The organism is Pseudomonas sp. TWR1-1-4, assembly GCF_049897165.1.
Taxonomy (GTDB): domain Bacteria; phylum Pseudomonadota; class Gammaproteobacteria; order Pseudomonadales; family Pseudomonadaceae; genus Aquipseudomonas; species Aquipseudomonas canadensis.
On record NZ_JAFCVS010000001.1, the window covers coordinates 75,908 to 98,606 of the forward strand.

Consider the following 22,699-nt stretch of genomic DNA (forward strand, 5'->3'; position numbering starts at 1 on the left):
GCCTCTGCTCATTCTTTGTCGAGCTTGCCGACCAGGGACAATGTGAAATCCGCCCCCATGTACTTGAAGTGCGGGCGCACACTCAGGTTGACTCGATACCAGCCGGGCTCGCCGTCGACATCACTGACAACGATGCGGGCCGCACGCAAGGGGCGCCGCCCACGCACTTCGGCGCTGGGGTTTTCCTGATCGGCGACGTACTGTCGAATCCACTTGTTGAGTTCCAGCTCCAGGTCGGTGCGCTCCTTCCACGACCCCAATTGCTCACGCTGCAGGACCTTGAGATAGTGGGCTAGGCGATTCACCACCATCATGTAGGGCAGTTGGGTGCCCAGACGGTAATTCAGCTCCGCCTGCTTGCCTTCCGGACTAAGACCAAAGTGTTTTGGCTTCTGGACCGAACTGGCGGAAAAAAACGCTGCGTTGTCGCTGCCCTTTCGCATCGTCAGGGCAATGAATCCCTCTTGCGCCAGTTCGTACTCCCGGCGATCGGAAACCAAGACTTCAGTCGGAATCTTGGTTTCGATTTCACCCATGCTATGGAAGTGATGCAACGGCAAGTCTTCCACCGCACCACCGCTTTGCGGGCCGATGATGTTCGGACACCAGCGAAACCGCGCGAAACTATCGGTCAGGCGTGTGGCAAAAGCGTAGGCCGTATTGCCCCACAGGTAGTGTTCATGGCTGTTGACCACGTTTTCCTGGTAGGCAAAGGTCTTGACCGGGCATTCAAGGGGATCGTATGGCGTACGAAGCAGGAAACGCGGCACGGTCAAGCCGATATAGCGTGAATCTTCGCTTTGGCGAAAACTTTGCCATTTGGCGAATTGAGGGCCTTCGAAATGGTCCTTCAGGTCTTTGAGATCCGGCAGACCGGTGAAACTTTCCAACCCGAAGAACGCAGGCCCTGCAGCGGCGATAAAAGGCGCATGGGCCATGCAGGCCACACTGGAAGCGTACTGCATCAACTTCACGTCGGGGGCGCTGGGAGACAGAAAGTAATTGGCGATAATTGCGCCCACCGGCTGACCACCAAACTGACCGTATTCCGCACTGTAGATATGTTTGTACAGACCGGACTGGATCACTTCAGGTGAGTCCTCGAAATCTTCCAGCAGATCTTGCCGAGAGACGTTCAGCAGTTCGATCTTGATGTTCTCGCGGAAGTTGGTGCGATCAACCAACAACTGCAGGCCTTTCCAGGAAGCTTCCAAGGCCTGGAAATCCGGGTGGTGCAGGATCTCATCCATCTGAAGACTAAGCTTCGTGTCGATCTCGGCAATCATCCGGTCGACCAGCCGTTTCTTGACGGGCTCGCCTCGGTTCTGCGGTTTGATCAGCTCTTCGATGAACGCCGAAACACCACGCTTGGCAATACCATAGGCCTCGTCGTCCGCACTCAGCAGAGTCTGGGCAACGATGTTATCGAGAATGCTGTATTGATGAGCGGTTTGTGCAGGCAGTGAGTGCTGTTGTGTCGTCATGAGCTCAGTGTCCTTTTACTGAAAAATGTCAGGCGTCAGGTGTATCCAGTCCCAGCTCAGCCAATACCCGAGCACGGGAATCGTCATCGGCGAGGGCCTGTTCGATAGCTTTGCGAAAGCTCGGCGTGTTGCCCAATGGTCCTTTGAGCGCCATGAGTGCCTCGCGCAACGCCATCAGCTTTTGCAGTTCGGGAACCTGCTCTACCAGGTTCGCCGGATTGAAATCCTTCATGGAATTAATGCGTACCTGAATGGCCAATTCCTCAACACCCGCATCCTCCTGCAGACGGTTAGGCACGTTCAGCGTCAGGCTCAATGCCTGTTTGGCCAACACGTCATCCAGGGTGTTCTTGTCGATCGCAATAGGCTTTCGATCTTCGAGCTTGCGCACATCTTCACGCTGGGTGAAATCGCCCAGCACCAACAGTTTCAACGGCAGTTCGACCTCTTCCTGCGCACCGCCCAAGGCGGGCTTGAAAGTGATGTTGATACGTTCCTTGGGGGCGACCGAACCTTCTTTGGCCATGGTGTTTCTCCTTACTCAGTGGCTCGAAAGCCTATTCAAGTACCGCTTCCAGATCGAAGAGGCACAGCCTGCGGTGGGTGTCTTCCTTGCGCTCTAGCACGGCGTGGTTTTGTGGCAACAGATCACAACAGCGATACAGAAGCTGGGTTACCTGAAGGGCCAGTTCCGGCTCCCAACGTTCAAGACCTGTGTGTTGCAGTTCGTGGTCCAGATGTTCGAGCTGGATCTTCGCCAGCTCGTGCTTGCCGGCTTGTACACACAGCCTCGCCTGGGCAAGCCGCCAATGAAATCGCGCGCGCTCGCTGCGAGCGGCATACATGCCTTTTTTGAGTTCATGGATTGCGGCTTTGAGCCCGTCCTTTCGCAACCGGGGTGCCACTGCCTGCAAGGCGATCTCCCAAGGCTCGGCTTCGGCATCAATCATCACTGCGGCTGGTTCGGGTATTTGCAGACGACGGCTGACCTGCTGCGTGATCCAGTCACGGCTGGCGGCATCGGCAAAAGGAATGCCGTCGTGAAAACAGAACGACGGCAGGTCCGGCAGACGTTGCAGCAGCAAGGCGAAGGTCACTTCCAACTCAGTCATGGCCTGTTCCGCCTGCAAGGCGTCCAGGCATTGCCAGAGCATATGCAGTCCGTCGAACCAGAACATCGCGCCGGCGAGACTGGTTTCGAGTTCCAGTATCAGGTCGGCGTAATGCCCCTGAGCAAAACGCTCCTGATAACGTTTGAGCTTGTCAGGCGCAGGCCCGCGCAAGGCGGTAATCCGCTCGCTGTCGGCATCCGGATACCCGCTCAGTACGAGCCAGTTCAACGTTCGGTTGAGGCGCAAGGCACGCAGATCGGTGGCGTTCTGACGCAACCACCAGGCACACAAGGAGCGGGCCTGCTCCTGCAGAGTGCGTAGCAATTTGTTGGCGTCTTTTTCGTTGTCCACGACCGCTTCAGGTTTGAGTAGTTGGCTGGTCGCGTGCCTGACCTGCGCTATGACACCGCTCATCCCTGCCGCCGGAGCATGGTCCTGAACAGCCAGCTCCAGCCGCTGAGCCAATTGCCTGCGGATCGGCAGCAGCAAAGGCGCCTCATCTCCCAAGTGCCTGGTCCATACCTCATCGAGGCAAACCAGTTGCTCAAGTACTGCACGAAACAAGGGCTGCTGGCTCTGCAGGGGCAGGCCTTGCGTAAACAGAGGTTCGAGACGCAGTACCAACCAAGCAAATGACGCACCGCGAGTACGCAGTTTTTCGGGGTAGACCACCGACCAATGGTGCTCGCAGAGATAACGCAGTAATCCGAGCCCGGCTAGCAGGCCTGTATAGGACTCGCACTGGTGCAACGCCCAGGTCAGCCAGACGGCCGAGCGCAGATCCTTGGACTGATGTCGCAACATTAGCTCGCTGGTTTCCAGGACCTTGCGCCAATCGGGCTGGCTGCCGCCATGAATCGATTGCGCCTTTGCCAACTCGGATTCCAGGCATTCATATTCACTCGAAAAGCGCATATCGCTGCCCGCAAAACTCGATTGCGCACAGGGCGACCTGGCAACTTCAAGATAATGATCACACAGCGTGTCCGAATAAGACATTTCACACCAGGCGCAACTAACCAAGACAGGACCAGCCAACTAACCACACGTAAAGTGCGCAGCAGAAAGCCATCTAAACCTTGCAGGAATCCCTGCAAAGCTCCAGAACCTTAGCTACGCCTAAAACATTCAGCAAGCGACGAAATAATAGTTAATCCTTTTCCTACAAACCCCTTAAATCAGCCACTGCGCAGCATTTTGCGCAGTCAATCATCCCCGCTCGTTCGGATTGACATTACAAGCCAGCCATTCAAATAAAGTCTCAACTGAGCAACTAAGTGCGCAGTAATGCGCAAGAAAAACCAATTTAAACCCACCAAACATACCCTGACTGCTCAACAACCCTAACTTATATACAGCCTAACCCTAACAATCATTACCCCACACACTTTCAGGCACGCTTCTTGTAATAGGCAAAGTCCCATCCGCTGCATTTATCGGTGGGACTACCCCTTCAATCAGACAAGGAAACCCGTCATGCCAACACCCGCGTATCTCTCCGTCACCGGCGTCAAACAAGGTTTGATCACGGCAGGCACGTTTACCCAGGACTCGGTAGGTAACATTTATCAGGAAGGCCATGAGGACCAGATCCTGGTCCAGGCGTTTTCTCATCAGGTGATCATTCCGCGCGACCCTCAATCCGGCCAACCAACGGGCCAGAGGGTGCATAAGCCCATGATGATCAGCAAAGTCTTCGATAAGTCCTCACCATTGCTGTTCAGTGCGTTGACCAGCGGCGAAGAGGTCAAGTGCCGGTTGGAGTGGCTGCGCACCTCGTCGGCCGGCACACAGGAGCACTACTTCACGATTGAACTGGAGGGCGCCACCATCGTGGACATCCAATCACGCATGCCCAACTGCCAGGACCCGGACAACGCCCACTTCACCCATCTGGAGGATGTGTACTTCACCTACCGCAAGATCGTGTGGACCCACGAAGTGTCTGGCACTTCCGGGTCCGATTACTGGCGCAGCCCGGTTGCCGGTTAACCCGGATTAGCCCGGGAACGGTGCCAAGGAAGGCGCCGCTCCTGACGGTTGGCTAAACCATCGCCAAAGGGTGCTTGCGCTTGGGTGCGCCAAACACGCGATCAATTGCGTCCAGGTCGTGTTCATCCAGCACCAATTTGGCGGCGGCTGCGTTGAGTCGCACATGCTCCGGCGTGACGGCTTTGGGAATTGCGATCACGCCGTCATGGCGCAACACCCAGGCCAGGGCGACCTGCGCAGGTGTGACCTCATGGCGACGGGCGATCTGCTTGAGGGTCGGGCTGGACAACAGCTCACCGCCCTGGGCGATCGGGCAGTACGCCATCAAGGGCAAGTGGTGCTGTTGCCACCAGGGCAGCAGGTCGAATTCGATGCCGCGCTCATCGATGTTGTAGAGCACCTGATTGGTAGCGCAGGCCGGGGATGCAAGTTCCTGCAGGTCGGCCACATCGAAATTGGAGACGCCCCAGCGGCCGATCTTTCCGGCTTCGCGCAGGCGTTCAAACGCTTCGACAGTTTCCTCAAGGGGGTGCTGGCCACGCCAGTGCAACAGATAGAGGTCTATATAGTCCGTGCCCAGGCGCTGGAGGCTGGCTTCACAGGCGCGGGGCACGCCCTTGTGGCTGGCATTGTGCGGGTAGACCTTGCTCACCAGAAACACCTGGTCGCGCCTGCCTCGAATCGCTTCTCCAACGACGCTTTCAGCGCCGCCCTCGCCATACATTTCGGCGGTGTCAATCAAGGTCATACCCTCGTCAATACCCAATTGCAGCGCGGCGACTTCGGCGCGGTGCTGGTCGGGGTTTTCGCCCATGCGCCAGGTTCCCTGGCCGATAACAGGGACGGGAACACCCGCCAGATCAATGGTACGCATGACAACCTCCTGATGAGTTCGCGGATTAACAGTCTGGCATTGACCGGACAAAAGGGTTCAATCGAAGTAAGGTTAGCCTCTGTCAAGTCGCCAGGAAGAATCTGCAATGCTGTTTGTCGTCATGCTCGGGGGCAAACACCCACGAGCAAAGATTGAAGTTCACGATGTGGTGTTCGCTGTGGCGGACACGCTGGAAGCGACCTACCCGCAACTACGCGCCGACTGGTTCGGCAGCCCCAAGGGCGTACATATCGATTCTTGGATGGCAGTAGAGGGCGTGGACGGTTGGAGAGTCGAACTCAGCCATCTGGCCCCGGCGGCTGGCGCGCCTCACCTCTACTTCATCAACCTTGGCGGTTACGAAGCCAACAGCTTTGGTGAAGCCCATCACTACCTGCTGGTGGTAGCCCGTAACAAACAGGAGGCCATGAGCAAAGGCAAACAACACACGCGGCGCCAATGGTCCCAAGCCCACACCGATGGAGTGCTGGACATCGACGACTGCCTGCCCATCGACCTGGTGGACGGTCGCTATATCCACTTGGTGCAGGGCACGCACCGGCCAATACTGCAGCAGAACGACTACATCGTCCTGAGCTGAACCCTACCCGAACGGGGTATGGCGCCCACCGGCTATCTGCCTGACAGTGCAATCAGTCCCTCAGACTGATAACAAGCACAACTCAAGGTGGGCCCCATGCGTAAAGCCTTTATCGCTCTGTCCAGCGCTCTACTGCTTGCCACCTCCACCTTGACTCAGGCCGCCGACGACCCAGGCAATACCTTGCGCATCTACAACTGGGCAGACTACATCGGTGATACCACCCTGGCCGATTTCGAGAAAGCCACGGGTATCAAGGTGATCTACGACACTTACGATTCCTACGAAACCGTGCAGGGCAAGCTGCTGTCCGGGCGTTCCGGATATGACCTGGCCCTCCTCAACGCCTCCCTGGTGCCGCTGCTGATCAAGGGCGGAGTCTTCCAGCCACTGGACAAGTCCCAGTTACCCGACTGGAAGAACCTTGACCCTTTGGTGCTGAAAAGCCTGCAAGCCCACGACCCTGGCGTCACCTATTCCGCGCCCTACACCTGGGGCAGCAATGGTGTGACCTACAACGTCGACATGATCAAGGCGCGTATGCCGAACGCCCCGCTCGGCTCCCTGGCGATGATCTTCGATCCCAAAATCGTGTCGAAATTTGCCGACTGCGGCATCACCTTCATGGACTCCCCCACCGACATGATTCCCCTGGCCCTGACCTACCTCGGTCTGGACCCCAACAGCGTCGCGCCAAAAGACTTGAAGGCTGCTCAGGACGTGCTGATGGCCGTACGGCCGTACATTCGCAAATTCGACTCCAGCGGTTTCATCAATGGCCTGGCCAATGGTGACCTGTGCCTGGCAACCACGTGGTCAGGCGACTACGCCACCTCCCAGGCACGGGCGACGGAAGCCGGCGCCACTATCAAGCTGGACTACTTCATTCCCAAAGAAGGCTCGTTGATCTGGTTCGACAACTTCTACATTCCCATCGACGCCCCCCATGTCGCCAATGCCCATAAGTTCATCGAATTTCTCCTGCAACCCGGCACCATCGCCGGCGTCAGCAACACCATCCACTACGCCAATAGCAACCTGGCGTCCAAGCCGCTGGTCAACGCCGATATCCGCGACAACCCGGCTATCTACCCGGACCCGGAGACGATGCAACGCCTGTTCACCCAGCAAAGCCAGCCGCCGGCTGCCGTGCGCCTGATCACCCGTACGTGGAACGCCGTCAAGACCGGCAAATGACTCCCAGCCTTTGAAGGTAAACGCCATGACTCTGCCCAATCCTGAATTCTTCGCCCAGTTCAACCACAACCAACTGGACGCTGCCGACAAAGCCCACTACATGCACGGTTTTCATATGTTCGACGAACACCGTGAACAGGGCTCATTGAATATCGCCGCAGGAGATGGCGCTTATATCTATGACACCCACGGCAATCGCTACTTGGACGCGGTGGGCGGCATGTGGTGTACGAATATTGGCCTCGGCCGCGAGGAAATGGCCGACGCCATCGCCAATCAGGTGCGCCAACTGGCCTACTCCAACCCGTTTTGCGACATGGCCAACGTGACAGCCATCGAACTGTGCGCCAAGTTGGCAAGCCTGGCCCCAGGCGATCTTAATCATGTGTTCCTGACGACTGGAGGGTCCACAGCGGTGGATACGGCGTATCGACTGGTGCAGTTCTACCAGAACAGCCGTGGCAAACCGGCCAAGAAACACATCATCTCGCGCTTCAGTGCCTATCACGGCTCGACATTCCTGACGATGTCCATCGGCAACAAGGCCGCGGACCGGGCGCCGGAATTCGATTTCATGAGCGACCTGTTTCACCACATCTCCTGCCCCAATTACTACCGGGCTCCGGAAGGGATGAGCGAAGCGGACTTTCTCGACTTCCTGGTGAATGAGTTCGAAGACAAGATCCTGACCCTCGGCCCGGACAACGTGGCCGCATTCTTTGCCGAACCCATCATGGGCTCCGGTGGCGTGATCATTCCACCCGAGGGCTACCACCAGCGGATGTGGCAAATCTGCCAACGCTACGACCTGCTGTATGTCGCCGATGAAGTGGTCACCTCATTCGGACGCCTGGGCGCATTTTTTGCTTCCAAGGACGTCTTTGGCATGCAGCCGGACATCATCACTACCGCGAAGGGCCTGACTTCCGGCTATCTGCCGTTGGGCGCGTGCATTTTTTCGGAGCAGATCTGGCAGGTGATCGGCGAGCCGGGCAAGGGCCGCTGCTTCACCCATGGGTTCACTTACAGTGGCCATCCTGTCAGTTGCGTGGCAGCGCTGAAGAACATCGAGATCATTGAGCGCGAGAACCTGCTGGCCCATGTCGAGGATGTGGGCACCTACCTGGAGCAGCGCCTGCAAACCCTGGCCGGACTGCCGCTGGTAGGCGATATTCGCAGTCAGCGCCTGATGGCCTGTATAGAGTTTGTCGCCGATAAACACACCAAGGCACTGTTGCCGGATGCGGTGAACATTGGCGAACGCATCCACCTACGGGCCCAGGCAAAAGGTTTGCTGGTACGCCCTATCGGGCATTTGAACGTGATGTCGCCGCCGCTGATCATCACCCACGCGCAAGTGGACGAGGTGGTCGAAACCCTGCGCCAGTGCATTCTCGACACTGCGACCGAACTTCGCCAGAGCGGCGACTACCAGGGACGATGAGCCGCAACGCCGAGCCTGTTTCGAGGTTTTTGCCGGGACGCTGGCCGGCGGGTAGACTGGCCCGCATGAACGCATCGATCGATCAGCCCACTGCCCTCGGCCCCCAGGCACTCGAAACCTGGCACGACGCCTTGGCCCAGGCGTTTATCCAGGTCGATGAAGCCCGATTCCTCGAGTACCTCGCCGCCGCGCTGTGTGCCCTGTGTCCCATCGAATCGATGATGATCAGCCTGGAGCGCCAGGGCCAGGCGCCACGCCTGCTCTATCAGCAAGGCATCCCACGGGAGCATCAGGACGAGATCATCCATCGCTACTTTTCCCGTGGCTACCAGTTGGACCCCTTCTGTCTGGCAGTCGATAAAGGCTTGGCGGAAGGCTTCTACTCGTTGGCGCAAATCGCGCCGGATGATTTTTTCAACAGTGAGTACTACAAGACCTATTACCTGCGCAGCGGCGGTGCCCTGGAGAGTTACCACATCGTTGACCTGTGCCCACGCAGCAAGATTTCCCTGTGCATGTTCCAGGGACTCAGCGCCGGCCAATTCAGCGATGCGCAACTGGCCGTGCAGCGCTCTGCCCACCCGGTGATCCGCGCGCTGTTGCACCGGTTTGGCACCACGGGTGGGTTGGACAAGGTGGTGGGCGACCCAGCCTTCAGTCAAACCCGCGCACATCAACAGATTGAAGCAGCCTTCATGGGGTTTGGCAGTGGGCTGCTGACAGTGCGTGAGCGCGAAATTGCGCACTTGATCCTGCGGGGGCACTCGGTGAAGTCGGCAGCGCAAGTGCTGGGGATTTCGCCGGAGACGGTGCGCATGCATCGCAAGCATGTGTACACCAAGTTGGTCATCAACTCCCAGGCGGAGCTGTTTGCATTATTTATTGATTGGATGACGCGGCAGCAGTAGGGTTTACCAACTGCCGGACGCCCCACCGCCGCCACTGGAGCCACCACCCCCTGAGGAACTGCTGCTGGAACTGGAGCTGCTGGAGCTCGAACTCGATCCACCGCCCGAAGACCCCGACCCGCCGCTGGTTTTGCCAAAGATGAACAGCGCGGCAAACGAGGCAATCGGGAATGCGTACAGCCAGCCATTACGGCCGAGCTCCATCAGCACGCCCGCTGCCACATACACCCCCACCGCTGCCAGCAGCCGCGCAACAAAACCCACCCGGCTCTGCTTCCAGGCGTCCTTCATGATCACCAACAGCACCAGGTACAACCCCAGAACTACCAGCGCACCCAATGGAAATACCAGCCAGTGGATAAAGTTGACGTCGGCATATCGCTGATCAACCACCAGCAAGCCCAGGATGTAGACCAGCAGCCCTATCACGCCGTAAAACACCGAGCGCGCCATCCACAATGCGCCGAAGGTCGCGCCGCCGATCAGCATGATCAGGGGCATCACCAGCAGAAACATCGCCCAGTCGCGGCCCTCACCCACTATCACTAGCAGCAACGTGGCAACCACCGCGGCAATCAACGCGCGGCGCCACCGCAGTTTGCCAGCACTCATCAGCACGCCGCCAATGGCTCCTAGCACAAACGCCAGCGCGATTGCGATGAACTGCGGATTGACCCTTGTCCCTGTGGCTTTAGGCAAATCACCGCCATCCACCAGTACCACCAGGTCGTTGACGCCCTGGGAAACACCGCCGACGAAATCCCCCTGGCGAAAGGCCGGGGTGATGTGTTCTTCGATGATGCGGTGTGCGAGCAAATCTGTGACCGTGCCTTCCAGGCCATAGCCCACCTCGATACGCACCTTGCGGTCTTCTTTGGCGACCACCAGCAGGATGCCGTCATTGACATCCTTGCGTCCCAGCTTCCAGGCGCGGAACAGTTGGTTGGCGTAGTCCTCGATGCTCGCGCCGCCGGTGGTGGGCACCAGCAACACGGCCACTTGCGAGCCCTTGCGTTGCTCAAGATCGGCGAGTTGGTTTTTCAGACGGGTGGTGGTGCTGGCATCCAGAGTGTTGGTGAGGTCGATCACCCGTTGGTCGAGGGCCACGCCAAGCGGCGAAGTGTCCGCCTGGGCGGTGCCCAGCAGGCCTAGAAACACCAGCGCCACCAGACTCAAGACGGACTGCCGCAGAATCGCCATCATGCTTTGTTACCTGAAGTTTCTTCCTGAAGGCGGCGACTTTACCTTATCTGCGCTATATCGCGTGACCCCGCACCGATGACTATCTAAACTCCCTCCATACATAGCAAAACGCCACAGTCAGGAAGCCCATGGATCTGCGCCACCGCAACAATATCAGAGTGAAAGGCAACGGCAGCTCGACCCTGGTGTTTTCACACGGCTTCGGCTGCAACCAGGCCATGTGGAACTACCTGGCACCGCAGTTTTTCGAGCGCTTCCGCGTAGTGATGTATGACTTGGTGGGCGCCGGCCTGTCAGACCTTAGTGCATTCGACAAGACCAAATACAGCACCTTGGACGGTTACGCGCGCGATTTGAACGAGATTATCGACGCGTATGCCGTGGGCCCGGTGATCCTCGTGAGCCATTCGGTGAGCGCGATGATCGGCACCCTCGCCGACCGCCACGCCCCCGGCCGGATCGCCGCCCACGTCATGATCGGCCCCTCGCCGCGCTATATCGACGCAGACGGTTATGTCGGCGGCTTCAAGTTGGCGGATATCCAGGACCTGCTCGATACCCTCGACAGCAACTACCTCGGTTGGTCCAGCGCCATGGCCCCGGTGATCATGGGCGCGCCCGACCAACCCGCGTTGGGTGAAGAACTGACCGAGAGTTTCTGCCGCACTGAGCCGGCCATCGCCAAACAATTTGCACGGGTGACGTTCATGTCGGACAACCGCCAGGACGTGATCGGCCTGGCCACTCCGGTACTGATCCTGCAATCGAGCGACGACCTGATCGCACCCGTGGCCGTGGGCGAATACCTGCACAGCGTGTTGCCCAACAGTACCTATCGCCTGGTGGATAACGTCGGTCATTGCCCCCACATGAGCGCGCCGCAGGCCTGCGCGGAGGCTATGAAACGCTTCCTGGCGCCGTGGGCGGTCTCCCATGTCGGCTGAGTTGTTCGACAGCGCCGCCTGCGCCCTCGCCGTCACGGCGGAGGACGGCACGATCCTGCAAGCCAATTCGCGCTTCAGCGAGTGGCTGGGGTTCAGTACGACGGAGCTGTGCGGCAAGCGTTTCCAGGACTTGCTGACCATGGGCGGACGGATCTTCCACCAGACCCACCTGGCGCCGATGCTGCGCATGCGTGGCAGCGTCACCGAAGTCAAACTCGACATGCTGCACCGCGAAGGCCACAAGCTGACCGTCCTGCTCAACGGCATCAAACGCGAGCAGGACGACGGAACGCTGTACGACCTGGCGCTGTTCGGCACCACCGACCGCGACAAGTACGAGCGCGAGTTGCTCAATGCACGCAACTTCGCCGAAGCGCTGTTGCAGGAAAAGACCGCCACCGAACTTGCGCTCAAACTGGCCCAGGCCGAATTGAGCGACGCCTATGCCATTTCCCAGCGCCGAGCGCTGTTTGCCGAGCAGATGGTGGCGATTGTCAGCCATGACTTGAAGAACCCGCTCACGGCAATCCGCATGGCCTCGGATTTTCTCAACCGAGGCGAACGCACCGCCAAGGAGCACCAACTGCTGGGGCACATTGGCCAGTCGTCCGAGCGTGCCCAGCGCATGATCGCCGACCTGCTGGACTTCACCCAGGCGCGCGTCGGCCAGGGCATCACCATCAAGGCTGCGCCGTTGGACCTGCATGAGGTGATTCATCGCGCCGTGGATGAACTGCGCGTGGCGTTTCCTGCGGCAAACTTGGTGCATCTCGCCGAGGGCAGTGGCGAAGCTTGCCTGGACGCCGACCGCGTGCAGCAGATCATTGGCAACCTGGTGGCGAACAGCGTGGCGTATGGCGATCTGCAACGGCCGATCACCGTCACGTCACGGTTGGGACAGGGTCGGTGCGAGGTTTCAGTACACAACCACGGCAAGGTCATCCCCGAAGCCTTGCTCACCGAGCTGTTCGAACCTATGACCCGTGGCACTGACCAAGGCAGTGACGTGCGCAGCGTAGGCCTCGGCCTGTATATCGTTCGCGAGTTGGCCAGAGTGCATGGCGGCGATGTGGCGGTGAGTTCCTGTGCCACGGGCGGCACCACGTTTACAGTCAACTTTCAGCCAACGTAGGCGCTGCCCTGTATCACCGGTTCGACGCTGCCCGTCAGCACTACGCCGCCCTCGCCTGCCCAATGCACAGTTACCGTGCCGCCGTCGCATTGCACTTCGACGGTATCGTCCAGCAGTCCACGACGAATCCCATTGACCACCGCGCCACAGCAGCACGAACCGGAGCCCAACGGCACGCCGCCGCCGCGCTCCCAGATGCGCAGGCGGATATGGCCACGGTCGAGCACCTGCACAAAATGCACATTGGTCTTGGCCGGGAACAACGGGTGGATTTCCAGCGCCGGGCCCACGGCTGCCATATCGACAGCCGCGATGTCTTCCACGAAAAACGTGCAATGCGGGTTGCCCATGCTGCACGCCGCCGGGTTGCCGTCGATGGGCAGCGTGCGGGTATCCATGGCCTCGGCCAGCGGCACGGCCGACCAGTCCAGCGACGGCTCACCCATGTTCACCGACACTTGCCGCCCCGCTGTCCGCGTACACATCAGCAAGCCACGGTCGGTACGCAGCACCACAGAGTCCGTGCCCGCCTCATGCATCAAGCGGTCCGCGACGCCACGGGTAGCACTGCCGCAAGTGGCCAGCGGCGTGCCGTTGGGGTTCCAGAACTTGATGCGTGCGGCGGCGTCGTCACAATCGAGTACCACGGCCAGTTGGTTGAAACCAATACCGGTGTGGCGGTTGCCGAGTTGGCGGGCGATTTTCGCGGTGATCGGATCGTCCAGGCCTCGGCGGTCGATGATGATGAAATCGTCGCCATGAGCGTGCATTTTTACAAACGGCAAGGGCATGGGCTGTCCTGTGGTCGACCTGCAGGGGAACTGAAGGATACCCTGAACCCACGCAACCTTATCGAGAGCATCGCATGTTAATTGTCTTCAACGGGCTGCCCGGTACCGGCAAAACCACCCTTGCCCAGGCACTGGCACGCCAGATCGGCGCGGTGTACCTGCGCATCGACGTGATTGAGCAGGCAATCCGTGATGCGGGTGTGTTGGCGGGCGACGTGGGCGCCAGCGGTTATGGGGTGGCGAATGCCTTGGCGCTGAGCAACCTGCGATTGGGGCAGACGGTGGTGGCTGACTGTGTGAACCCGGTCCAGGAAAGCCGGGAGGCGTGGAAGACCTCGGCGGCAATGGCGGGTGTGGCGCTATTGGATATTCGGGTGATTTGTTCTGACCAGCAGGAACATCGACGGCGAGTAGAAACCCGAACGGGGGATATTCCCGGCCTGGTTCCACCCACCTGGGAGTCAGTGTTGGCGCATGAGTACGAAGACTGGGATGAAGTACCGCTGACGGTCGACACGGCCTTCACGTCGCCAGATCAGGCAATGGCGGCGATTTTGACGGACCTCACCGCTATGGCGAACTAAGTCTCTCTGTGGTGAGCGGGCTTGCCCCGCGCTGGGTGGCGAAGCCGCCCCAATAAAAACGCCGCATTCTGTCAGGCAGAATGCGGCGTTTGGTTTTAGGGCGGCTTCGCCACCCAGCGCGGGGCAAGCCCGCTCACCACAACAAGCCCGCTCACTACAGAAGCACTCTTCAAAGCACAGTCCCCATCGCCTTCATCAACACCAGGTCCCGTCCATAGATATCTGGCGCATACACCAACCCCCCCTCGCGATTGACCTCCACCGTCCAATAACTCAACAGCACCGGCACCGGCGTGGCCAACCTGAATTCATGCGTCACGCCGGTGGCCAGCAATTCATCGGTGCGGGTGCGCTCGGCTGGGCTCACCAGCAAATCCCGCAGCAGTAATGGCTGCTCGACCCGCACACACCCCGAACTGAACGCCCGCGGCCCTTTGGTGAACAGCGGCTGGCTCGGCGTGTCATGCAGGTATACCGAATACGGGTTGGGAAAACGCATTACGATCTTGCCCAGTGGGTTGCGCGGGCCGGCTTCCTGGCGCAGCAGGATATTGCCGGGGCGAGCCCAGTCGATTTGCTCGGGCGCCAGCGGGTGGCCCTCGGCGTCAAGCACTTGCAGGTTTTGCTGGCGCAGGTATTCGGGGTTGAGGCGGATGGCCGGGAGTTTGTCCTCGCGCATGATGGTGGGCGGGATGGTCCAGGTGGGGTTGAGGGTCAAGCGGGTGATGCGCGACTTGAGCAACGGCGTCTGGCGTTCGGCACGGCCCACTTGCAAACGGGTTTGCCATACCGGAATCCCGCTCTGGTATACGCTCAGTTGCGCGGCGGCGACGTTGACCAGCACGCCTTCAGGCTCCAGGTCCTGGGCCAGCCAGCGGAAGCGTTCGAGGTTGATGCGCAGTTGTTCGCGCCGGACCAGCGGGCTGATGTTCAATTCGGCCACCGTGCCGGCGCCGATCACGCCGTCGGCCTGCAACGAGTGGCTGAGCTGGAAGGCCTTGACCGCCTTGACCAGTTCATCGCGGTACTGCTTGCCGCCAGGTGCCTGGGTCAGGTAGCCACCACTGACCAGGCGCCGCGCCAGCTCCGGCACGCGTGGGTCTTCCATGCCGGGGCGCAACAGCGGACCACCGGCAACCGGGTCCCAATGCGGCAACGGTTGCAGACGCACGGTGGAATAGGCGTTGCGCAAGCTGCGATACAAATCGGCACTGGGGCGCGCCTGGTCGAATGCCTGTGCCATGTCTTGCAGGCCTGTGGCGGCAAACGCCAGCACTTCAACGTTAGGGTCGCGGGTGGGTGGTTGGGAATGCCACAGGGGTTCGAAGCGCGATTGTTGCAGGCGGCCGTAATGCAGGTCTTGCAGGGCTTGCAGATAATGCTGGCTGCTGGCGATATCGCTGCACAGCACGTTTGCCGTGGCATCCGGCGCAGGCAAGCTATAGTGGGTGGGGTCCAGGCCGTCATCGGCGAGCATCAGCAACTGAGATTGCAGGGCTTGTCGACGTTCATCGGCGGACCACAGCGGCACATTGCCTTGCTGCTGATAGAAGGCTTGCAGGCGCAGTTGGGCAGCGGCGTCGACCTGCGGCGCCAGGCCGGGGCAGACACTCGGCAGTTGCGCCAACGCCTGTTGCACGGGGGCCAGGTCCACCGGCGCCGGGGTGGTTACCGGCAACGGCTCGACCGGCAGCGCGTCGGCTGTCGCGACCAATGGTGCAACGAGCAGGCAAATGCTCAAGTAACATGCGTGTTTTTTGAACAATTGACCAGGCTCCAATCCACACCGGGGGACACTTCGTAGATGCTGACTTTCATGCGCCGCCTCGGTTTGATGACCGTGGCGTTGGCTGCCTTGAGCAATTTTGCGCTCGCCGCCAACCAGACCTCTCCTAACTTGTATAGCAGCCTGGCGCGCTCGGCTCCAGAACTCAATCCCACCGTACTCAAAAGCGCCCTGAACGCGGTGCAGTGCGCGGTCAATAACGGCGAGGAACGTTCCGAGCGCCTAGCGGTTATTGACTACTCCCAGCCTTCTACCGCCCGTCGGCTGTGGATCTTCGATCTGCGCAAGAAAACCCTGGTGCTACGCGACTTGGTAGCCCATGGCGCCAAATCCGGGGAAAACTTCGCCACCCAATTCTCCAACCTCGAAGGCAGCCACCAGTCCAGCCTGGGACTGTTCCGCACCCAGGAGAGCTACCTGGGCACCCACGGCTATTCACTGCGCATGGACGGCCTGGAGCCGGGTTTCAATGACCAGGCCCGCGACCGCGCCATCGTGATTCACGCCGCCGACTACGTGAGCCCCTTGTGGAGCAAGCGCGAAGGCCGTATCGGCCGCAGCCAGGGTTGCCCGGCAGTGCGCCCGCAGGTGGCGCGCCAAGTGGTGGACAAGCTCAAGGATGGACAGTTCATGTTTTCGTGGTACCCCGACCAGCGCTGGTTGAAGTCTTCGACCTACCTCAATTGCAAACCCCAACAGGTGGCGAGTAGTCGTACAATCCGTGGCGGATAGCCTGTCCCCATAGATAAAGAAGAGAACCACGCATGCTTCTACACCACTCCACCTGGATCGAGATCGGGCAGTTTCTGGAACGCAGCCGCACGGTGGTGATTCCCATCGGTTCCAACGAACAGCACGGCCCTACCGGCCTGCTGGGCACCGACTGGATGTGCCCGGAAATCATCGCCCATGAAGCGCAGAAGAACGCCGATCTGCTGATCGGCCCCACCTTTAACATCGGCATGGCCCAGCATCACCTGGGTTTTCCCGGCACCATTTCCCTGCGCCCTTCCACCTTCATTGCCGCGATTGGCGACTGGGTGCGCTCGCTGGCCGGGCATGGTTTCGAGAAGATCCTGTTTCTGAACGGCCACGGCGGCAATATCGCCACGATTGAAGCGGCGTTTTCCGAGCTGTACGCCGAGGCCAGCTTCGCCCGTCGCCCGGCCGGGTTTGCGTTGAAGCTGGTGAACTGGTGGGACCTGGAAGGCGTGAATGACCTGGCGCAACGCCAATTCCCGGTGGGCCATGGCAGCCATGCCACGCCGTCGGAGATTGCGGTGACCCAATGGGCCTATCCGGACTCGATCAAGACGGCTGATTATTCACCGCAAATCGCCAATACCGGGCCGATCCGTGAAGCGCTGGACTTCCGCGCGCGCTTCCCTGATGGACGCATGGGCTCGGACCCGGCGCTGGCGACGGTAGAGAAAGGTGGGGAGCTGGTGGCGTTGGCGGCGCAGGGTTTAGTCAAGACGGTCAATGCCTTCAGCAACGAAGCCAAGCCCTAGGCCATACGCGAAATTATTGGCATTCCTTGGCAGCAAGCTCAAGCCGCGACGGCGTAATCGTCGACGCCAGTGGCTTGCGCTCATACAGGAACACCTTGCCGCCGTCCTGGGACTTGTAGGCCTCCAGCACATCATCGGCGGCAATCTTGCTGGTCAACACCACTTTGGCGTGGCGCGAGTTCTGCGTCACGGTGGAGGTGATCTTGTGCTTTTCCAGCTTGGGCAGCACGCACTGCACATAGGCTTCAGGCGTTTTGCTGGTCTGCAAGGTCAGGGTTGGAGCGTTGGGGGCGGAAACACAACCGGCCAACATCAGAGAAGCAAAGGCCAAGGCCGGGGCGAAAAAAGCGCGCATGAAAAATTCCTGATTATAAAAAATAAAGGTCCACATCAACCTGCACGAACCAACGCCTTGAGCGAGGCATCGAACTGCTTCAAGGCATCCAGTTGCACGTCCCGCTGCTGCTCGATCTGCGCAGCAATTTCCGGCGCCGCCTGGTCATGCACCCACACCGACGGCACCTGCTTGTGCACCGAGCCTTCGGCCTTGGCGATGTATTGCAGGTTCGCATCATAGAACCGCGCAATAAAACGCGCCTCGACCTGGTCGTTACGCTGGGTCAACAGTTGATTATGGGTATCGAGCATCACCACCACATCAGGGTGAGCCAGCACCAGGGCATCCAGGTTGTCGTAGACCGTCACCGACAAAAAGGTTCCCTGCAGCGAACTCATCAACCAATCGATGGCCAGTTCCGGGTCGGAGCTGTTGACGAACGCCTGGCGGATACGCCCGTCGAGGGCACCCTTGGCGCCATTCAAGGCCATGTCGTGGTAGCGTTCAAGGTAGCTGAGGTTGTCGCGGGTGCTGTCAGTCAGCAATACACCCACCGACTGCGCGTGCTGCAGGGAGTCTACGCTACCGTTGATAGGTAGCAAATGGCTCGTACGCAGATCATCGGCGATTGCCGCGTTGTTGATAGCAACCGTGCCAAGCATCAAAGCCATCAACGCCAGCTGAATAAACGTCCTCATCGCGCATTTCCTTGAACAGCGTCTCGATGGGGTGATTTTCCGCTTTTCCTGCAAAAACAGAACTTGCGATGCTTGATGGTGACTATTATCTGAACCGATAGTGCTGACATAAAACTTATAAGGACCACGCCATGAAGCCCCACCAGAAAACCTTCGACCGCATCCGCGAAGCCGTACTACCGGAGTTTCGCGAGCGGGTCGCCGATTACCTGGTCGACTATGAACACGTGCTGCAGGACGAGGCTGCCGACGCCGAACAAATCAGTGCCAGCGCCCAGCAACTGCGCGGCTACCTGCGAGGCTTGAACACCACGCGGGTATTGGGCATGGCGGACTGGGAGGAACTGGACCGCCGCGTGAAGGAGGACTGGCTACGCGTGGTGGAAGCCGAATAACTGGCGGGGCGTGTCGATCAGCAAGGCCTGCTCGGTCTGCGCGGACCAACCCAGGGCTTGGCGCTGCTCCATCACTGCGCCATAGCCGATGGACGCTTCATGCTGGGTGTGCGGCCAGTCACTGCCCCACACCAACCGATGCAGGCCAAAGCTCTGCTGCAGCAACGGAATGGCCTGGTGGGCAAATTCAAGGTTCTGTGCCGCGCTCACGCCGAGGCGATAGATTCCCGAGACTTTCAGCCACAGATGGCCACCGAGCGCCAGCTCCAGCAACTCGGTAAAGCCACGCTGCTCCACGCCCAGTCGCGCGTCGGGTCGCCCGAAATGATCGATCACCAGTTCCACCCCGAACGGCAGCAGTTGCCGCACCAGGTGCGGCAGGTCGTCCAGTTCGCGGTGCAATTCCACGTGCCAGCCCAGTTCGACGATATGCTCAAAGAACACTTTCCATCCCGGCTCATTGAAGTCCGGCAGTGCCCGGCCCACCAGGTTCAGCCGCACGCCCACGACACCTGAGCGCGCCATGGCGTGCAGAGTGTCGCGCGGAATATCGCGTTCAACCACCACCACACCGCGCAACCGGTCGGGTGCCTGCTGCAAGGCGGCCAGCAGGTAGCGGTTGTCGGTGCCCAGGAAGCTGGGCTGCACCAGCACGCCATGGCTCAAGCCGTTGGCGTGCAAGTGACCGAAGTAATCCGCCAACGTGGCGTCGTAGTCAGGGGTATAGCGACGTTCGCCGGCCAAAGTCAGCGTGCGGCTGAACACATGGGCGTGGGCGTCGATGCCGGTGATGGAGCAGTTATCGAGCATGAGGTTCGTCTTTCAAGAGTAAAAAAGGGTCAAGCCTGGGCGCGCTGGCCCGTCACCACATTGTCAATCGGCGCAGCTTCCAGCACGCGACCACGGGTTTCCGGCAGGCACAGCGCGGCGATCACCGCGACGCCGTAGGCAATCCCGGCATCGATGCCGATGGCCGAGCCGAGGGACATGGAGTCGCTCATATGCCCCACCAGGAACGGAAACACGGCCGACAGCACGCGCCCGAAGTTGTAGCAAAAGCCCACGCCGGCACCGCGCACATCCGCCGGGTACAGCTCGTTGAACAACGCCCCAAGGCTGGCCGGAATGCCGGCCGCGAAAAAGCCCAGCGGGAAGCCAAGGAACAGCATCTGCGTGTTGGTCAACGGCAGGAATACATAGGCCTGCACGGTGATCACACAGCACAGCGCGAACAGCACGATGTTCTTGCGCCGCCCGATGCGATCAATCAGCAAACCACTGGCGATGCAGCCGCACCAGAAGGCGAAGATGATCACCGCCAGGTAGCCGCCGGAGTTGAGTACCGACAGGTTGCGCTCAGTCTTGAGGAAGGTCGGCAGCCAAGTCATCACCGCGTGGTAACCGCCATGGGCGCCCAAGCCCAGCAGACCGCCGAACAACGTGACGCGAATCAGCTCAGGACGGAAGATGCCCGCCAGCGACTTGAAGAAACTCGGTGGAATCGCCTGTTCGTTTTGCAGGCGCTGGAAGCTGTCGGGCTCCTCGACATTGCGGCGCACCCAGATAATCAGGAACGACGGCAACAGGCCCACCACAAACATCACACGCCAGGCCATGTCCTGCGGCACAAACGAATAGATCAGCGCAAACACCCCGACCGCTACACCCCAACCCACAGCCCAGGCGCTCTGCACGGTACCCATCACCTTGCCGCGGTACTTGGGATTGATGGTCTCGGCCATCAACACCGCGCCCGCTGCCCATTCACCGCCGATTCCGAAGCCTTGCAGCGCCTTGACGATCAGCAACTGGTGGAAGCCCGTGACAAACGCCGACAAGAAAGTAAAAAACGAGAACCACAGGATCATCCACTGCAAGGTGCGCACCCGGCCGTAGCGGTCAGACAAGGTGCCGCCGACCCAACCGCCGATGGCCGAAGTCACCAGCGTGACGCCGCTGATCAACCCCGCATCGCCTTTGCTCAAGGCGAACGCAGCGATGAGTGCCGGGATCGCCAGACCGAACATCTGTACTTCCAATGCGTCGAGGGACCATCCGCCGAAGCAGGCCCAGAACGTTTTGCGCTCCCGGGGAGTGACTTGGCGATACCAACTGAACATGATTTTTATCCTTATAGGTCAAACGCGAGGCAGCCGAGCGCGAACCGTGCCGCAGCCGGGCCAGTGTTGGGCAAACAGTTAACGGTGCGGGTGTCGGGTCAGCGAATGTCCACGCGGTAGCGGAAGTGCTCGGCGTGCCCGCGAGAGCGTCGCCACTCGAGGGGCTGGCCGGCGTAATCGCGGGCCAGGCGCTCGATCACCACCACCGGGCTGTTGACCGGCACCTGCAGCAATCGCGCGTACACCTCGTTGACCGATTCGGCGGTCAGGGTTTCCTCGGCCGAGGCCACCACTTGCCCGCAGACGTCTTCATACACCGGATAAAGCAACGGGCCTTGCTGGGACAGGTCGATATCCAGCAACGCCTGGAAGCGCGTGCGCGGTAGCCAGATCTCTTCGGCCAGCAGCGGCTGCACGTCAAACAAACGGGTACGCAGGATGCGGATCACCTGGGACTCGGGCGCCAGGCCCAACGCCTCACTGACCGCCGACGGCGCGGCCAGGGATTCAACCGTGAGGATGCGGCTTTCCGGCACCTGACGCTCGCCCGCAGGGCCTTGAAAACGGAAAAATCGAAACAGGGAGGACTGGAATTGCGGGCGACGCACAAAGGTGCCCCGACCCTGCTGGCGCTCAAGAATGCCTTCGCTCACCAACGCATCGACGGCCTTGCGCACGGTGCCGGTGGACAGCTCGTACTCGGCGGACAGCACCGCTTCGGTGGGAATGGCTTCACCGGGGCGCCAGCGATTGTTGGCGATCTGCTCGACCAGGTGGTCGCGCAGGCGTTGGTATAGCGGCAGACGGGCATCACTGGACAAGGTATTCATGGGGCCACATTCACTTTGTTATTTAGTCATATATATGAATATGGCGAGAGTATTTGTCCGCCGGGTGACGCCTGTCAAGCGCGCCACCGCGGATAGAGGATGAATGGTCGGCTACAGCGCCGGGCGTTGCTGCCGCACCCACGCCTGCACGGAAGGCCGCTGCCACTGGCGCTGCGCATATTCCACCAACTCGGCGGGCACGCTGTCGCCGTTGAGAATCAGGCGATTGAGCATCACCGCCAGGTCCACATCCGCAATCGACCACGCGCCGAACAGATACGCCTGGTTACCCGCCAACAGTGCCTGGGCCGCGCTGATCAATTTGCGTGCCGCCGCTTCGGCCACGGGGGACAATGGCGGCATCTTCTGCCCGTAGAACACCACCATCGTCGAACGCTCCTGGCGGATCGGCAACAAGTCGCTGCGCAACCAGGCCTGCACCTGCCGCGCCCTCGCCCGCTGCTTGGGATCGGCCGGATAGACCGGTGTCTCGGGGTAAGTCTCTTCCAGGTACTCAGTAATTGCCGAAGACTCCGACAGCGCAAAGTCTCCTTCTACCAGCGTCGGCACGCGCTGGGTCAGGGACAGTTGGGCGAAGTCGGCGGTCTGGTTCTGCGCGGCGTCCAAGTCCAGGGTCAAGGTGTCGAACGCCAGGCCTTTTTCCCGCAGGGTGACGAACACCGACATCGCGTAGGGGCTGGTATACAAATGATCAACATACAGGCGCAACGGACGCTGGCTCATAACGATTCTCCG

General features: G+C 60.0%; 24 protein-coding genes. 11 read left to right on the forward strand and 13 right to left on the reverse strand.

All coding sequences use genetic code 11. The features are described from left to right. Positions 1 to 8: 8 nt before the first annotated feature. Genes tssC through tssA form a run of 3 tightly spaced genes read right to left on the reverse strand, consistent with a single transcriptional unit; the run spans position 9 to position 3,595 of the window. The gene (gene tssC / locus ACP7C6_RS00315) at positions 9 to 1,484 is read right to left on the reverse strand and encodes a type VI secretion system contractile sheath large subunit (RefSeq protein ID WP_028616513.1); all 1,476 of its coding nucleotides are present in this window, start codon (positions 1,482 to 1,484) and stop codon (positions 9 to 11) included. Positions 1,485 to 1,512: 28 nt separating this feature from the next. Continuing rightward, on the reverse strand, positions 1,513 to 2,010 hold the full coding sequence (tssB, locus tag ACP7C6_RS00320) for a type VI secretion system contractile sheath small subunit (protein WP_028616514.1): 498 nt from the start codon (positions 2,008 to 2,010) through the stop codon (positions 1,513 to 1,515). A 31-nt stretch (positions 2,011 to 2,041) separates the two neighbouring features. Next, positions 2,042 to 3,595 carry a type VI secretion system protein TssA gene (gene tssA, locus ACP7C6_RS00325; RefSeq protein WP_426108023.1) on the reverse strand — a complete coding sequence of 518 codons (1,554 nt, stop codon included), beginning with the start codon at positions 3,593 to 3,595 and terminating at the stop codon, positions 2,042 to 2,044. A gap of 477 nt (positions 3,596 to 4,072) precedes the next feature. On the opposite strand from tssA, the gene ACP7C6_RS00330 reads away from it, so the two are divergent. Beyond that, on the forward strand, positions 4,073 to 4,588 hold the full coding sequence (locus ACP7C6_RS00330) for an Hcp family type VI secretion system effector (RefSeq protein WP_426108025.1): 516 nt from the start codon (positions 4,073 to 4,075) through the stop codon (positions 4,586 to 4,588). Positions 4,589 to 4,640: 52 nt separating this feature from the next. Here ACP7C6_RS00330 and ACP7C6_RS00335 read toward each other — a convergent pair whose 3' ends face one another. After that, entirely contained in the window at positions 4,641 to 5,462 is an 822-nt protein-coding gene (locus ACP7C6_RS00335; protein WP_122684752.1) for an aldo/keto reductase, read from the reverse strand. A 106-nt stretch (positions 5,463 to 5,568) separates the two neighbouring features. Here ACP7C6_RS00335 and ACP7C6_RS00340 point away from each other — a divergent pair, with 106 nt between their 5' ends. From ACP7C6_RS00340 to ACP7C6_RS00355, 4 genes are all read left to right on the forward strand, one after another. Then, on the forward strand, positions 5,569 to 6,063 hold the full coding sequence (locus ACP7C6_RS00340; protein WP_068935867.1) for a DUF1543 domain-containing protein: 495 nt from the start codon (positions 5,569 to 5,571) through the stop codon (positions 6,061 to 6,063). A gap of 96 nt (positions 6,064 to 6,159) precedes the next feature. Further along, positions 6,160 to 7,260 (forward strand): polyamine ABC transporter substrate-binding protein, encoded by a 1,101-nt coding sequence (locus tag ACP7C6_RS00345; protein WP_028616518.1) that lies wholly within the window; start codon positions 6,160 to 6,162, stop codon positions 7,258 to 7,260. A 25-nt stretch (positions 7,261 to 7,285) separates the two neighbouring features. After that, the gene (locus tag ACP7C6_RS00350) at positions 7,286 to 8,704 is read left to right on the forward strand and encodes an aminotransferase (protein ID WP_028616519.1); all 1,419 of its coding nucleotides are present in this window, start codon (positions 7,286 to 7,288) and stop codon (positions 8,702 to 8,704) included. A gap of 65 nt (positions 8,705 to 8,769) precedes the next feature. Further along, entirely contained in the window at positions 8,770 to 9,612 is an 843-nt protein-coding gene (locus tag ACP7C6_RS00355; RefSeq protein ID WP_122684750.1) for a helix-turn-helix domain-containing protein, read from the forward strand. A gap of 3 nt (positions 9,613 to 9,615) precedes the next feature. Here ACP7C6_RS00355 and ACP7C6_RS00360 read toward each other — a convergent pair whose 3' ends face one another. Beyond that, entirely contained in the window at positions 9,616 to 10,815 is a 1,200-nt protein-coding gene (locus ACP7C6_RS00360) for a TPM domain-containing protein (protein WP_028616521.1), read from the reverse strand. Positions 10,816 to 10,943: 128 nt separating this feature from the next. Between ACP7C6_RS00360 and ACP7C6_RS00365 the strand changes: the two genes are divergently transcribed. Together ACP7C6_RS00365 and ACP7C6_RS00370 are read left to right on the forward strand one after the other, a co-directional pair. Then, positions 10,944 to 11,759: an alpha/beta fold hydrolase gene (locus ACP7C6_RS00365; protein ID WP_426108030.1), complete on the forward strand. Its 816-nt coding sequence runs from the start codon at positions 10,944 to 10,946 to the stop codon at positions 11,757 to 11,759. Continuing rightward, positions 11,749 to 12,891 carry a PAS domain-containing sensor histidine kinase gene (locus tag ACP7C6_RS00370; RefSeq protein ID WP_122814535.1) on the forward strand — a complete coding sequence of 381 codons (1,143 nt, stop codon included), beginning with the start codon at positions 11,749 to 11,751 and terminating at the stop codon, positions 12,889 to 12,891. The genes ACP7C6_RS00365 and ACP7C6_RS00370 overlap by 11 nt, the downstream gene beginning before the upstream one ends. On the opposite strand, the gene dapF is transcribed toward ACP7C6_RS00370, so the two are convergent. Next, positions 12,879 to 13,682, reverse strand: coding sequence for a diaminopimelate epimerase (gene dapF / locus ACP7C6_RS00375; RefSeq protein ID WP_028616524.1), 804 nt, complete (start codon positions 13,680 to 13,682; stop codon positions 12,879 to 12,881). The two genes, ACP7C6_RS00370 and dapF, sit on opposite strands and share 13 nt — an antisense overlap. A 74-nt stretch (positions 13,683 to 13,756) precedes the next feature. On the opposite strand from dapF, the gene ACP7C6_RS00380 reads away from it, so the two are divergent. Continuing rightward, positions 13,757 to 14,266: an AAA family ATPase gene (locus tag ACP7C6_RS00380; RefSeq protein ID WP_426108033.1), complete on the forward strand. Its 510-nt coding sequence runs from the start codon at positions 13,757 to 13,759 to the stop codon at positions 14,264 to 14,266. 169 nt (positions 14,267 to 14,435) lie between these two features. Here the strand turns inward: ACP7C6_RS00380 and ACP7C6_RS00385 are convergent, their stop codons facing one another. Beyond that, the gene (locus ACP7C6_RS00385) at positions 14,436 to 16,031 is read right to left on the reverse strand and encodes a L,D-transpeptidase family protein (RefSeq protein WP_028616526.1); all 1,596 of its coding nucleotides are present in this window, start codon (positions 16,029 to 16,031) and stop codon (positions 14,436 to 14,438) included. Positions 16,032 to 16,070: 39 nt separating this feature from the next. Here ACP7C6_RS00385 and ACP7C6_RS00390 point away from each other — a divergent pair, with 39 nt between their 5' ends. Next, positions 16,071 to 16,784, forward strand: a complete 714-nt coding sequence (locus ACP7C6_RS00390; protein WP_028616527.1) for a murein L,D-transpeptidase catalytic domain family protein — start codon at positions 16,071 to 16,073, stop codon at positions 16,782 to 16,784. 32 nt (positions 16,785 to 16,816) lie between these two features. Further along, entirely contained in the window at positions 16,817 to 17,563 is a 747-nt protein-coding gene (locus ACP7C6_RS00395; protein ID WP_028616528.1) for a creatininase family protein, read from the forward strand. Between the two features lie 13 nt (positions 17,564 to 17,576). Here the strand turns inward: ACP7C6_RS00395 and ACP7C6_RS00400 are convergent, their stop codons facing one another. Both ACP7C6_RS00400 and ACP7C6_RS00405 read right to left on the reverse strand, forming a co-directional pair. Continuing rightward, positions 17,577 to 17,918, reverse strand: a complete 342-nt coding sequence (locus tag ACP7C6_RS00400) for a hypothetical protein (protein WP_016977143.1) — start codon at positions 17,916 to 17,918, stop codon at positions 17,577 to 17,579. A gap of 35 nt (positions 17,919 to 17,953) precedes the next feature. Beyond that, positions 17,954 to 18,598 (reverse strand): hypothetical protein, encoded by a 645-nt coding sequence (locus ACP7C6_RS00405; RefSeq protein WP_028616529.1) that lies wholly within the window; start codon positions 18,596 to 18,598, stop codon positions 17,954 to 17,956. Between the two features lie 131 nt (positions 18,599 to 18,729). Between ACP7C6_RS00405 and ACP7C6_RS00410 the strand changes: the two genes are divergently transcribed. Further along, positions 18,730 to 18,993 carry a hypothetical protein gene (locus ACP7C6_RS00410; protein WP_323986139.1) on the forward strand — a complete coding sequence of 88 codons (264 nt, stop codon included), beginning with the start codon at positions 18,730 to 18,732 and terminating at the stop codon, positions 18,991 to 18,993. Here ACP7C6_RS00410 and ACP7C6_RS00415 read toward each other — a convergent pair. The 4 genes from ACP7C6_RS00415 to yfcF form a co-directional block, all read right to left on the reverse strand. Beyond that, on the reverse strand, positions 18,970 to 19,803 hold the full coding sequence (locus ACP7C6_RS00415; protein WP_426108038.1) for an amidohydrolase family protein: 834 nt from the start codon (positions 19,801 to 19,803) through the stop codon (positions 18,970 to 18,972). The two genes, ACP7C6_RS00410 and ACP7C6_RS00415, sit on opposite strands and share 24 nt — an antisense overlap. A 29-nt stretch (positions 19,804 to 19,832) precedes the next feature. Beyond that, a complete protein-coding gene (locus tag ACP7C6_RS00420; protein WP_028616532.1) occupies positions 19,833 to 21,113 on the reverse strand; it encodes an MFS transporter in 1,281 nt (426 codons plus the stop codon). Positions 21,114 to 21,211: 98 nt separating this feature from the next. Next, complete coding sequence (locus ACP7C6_RS00425) at positions 21,212 to 21,943, reverse strand: GntR family transcriptional regulator (protein ID WP_028616533.1); 732 nt, start codon at positions 21,941 to 21,943, stop codon at positions 21,212 to 21,214. Positions 21,944 to 22,054: 111 nt separating this feature from the next. After that, positions 22,055 to 22,687: a glutathione transferase gene (gene yfcF / locus ACP7C6_RS00430; protein ID WP_311892690.1), complete on the reverse strand. Its 633-nt coding sequence runs from the start codon at positions 22,685 to 22,687 to the stop codon at positions 22,055 to 22,057. Positions 22,688 to 22,699: the final 12 nt, after the last annotated feature.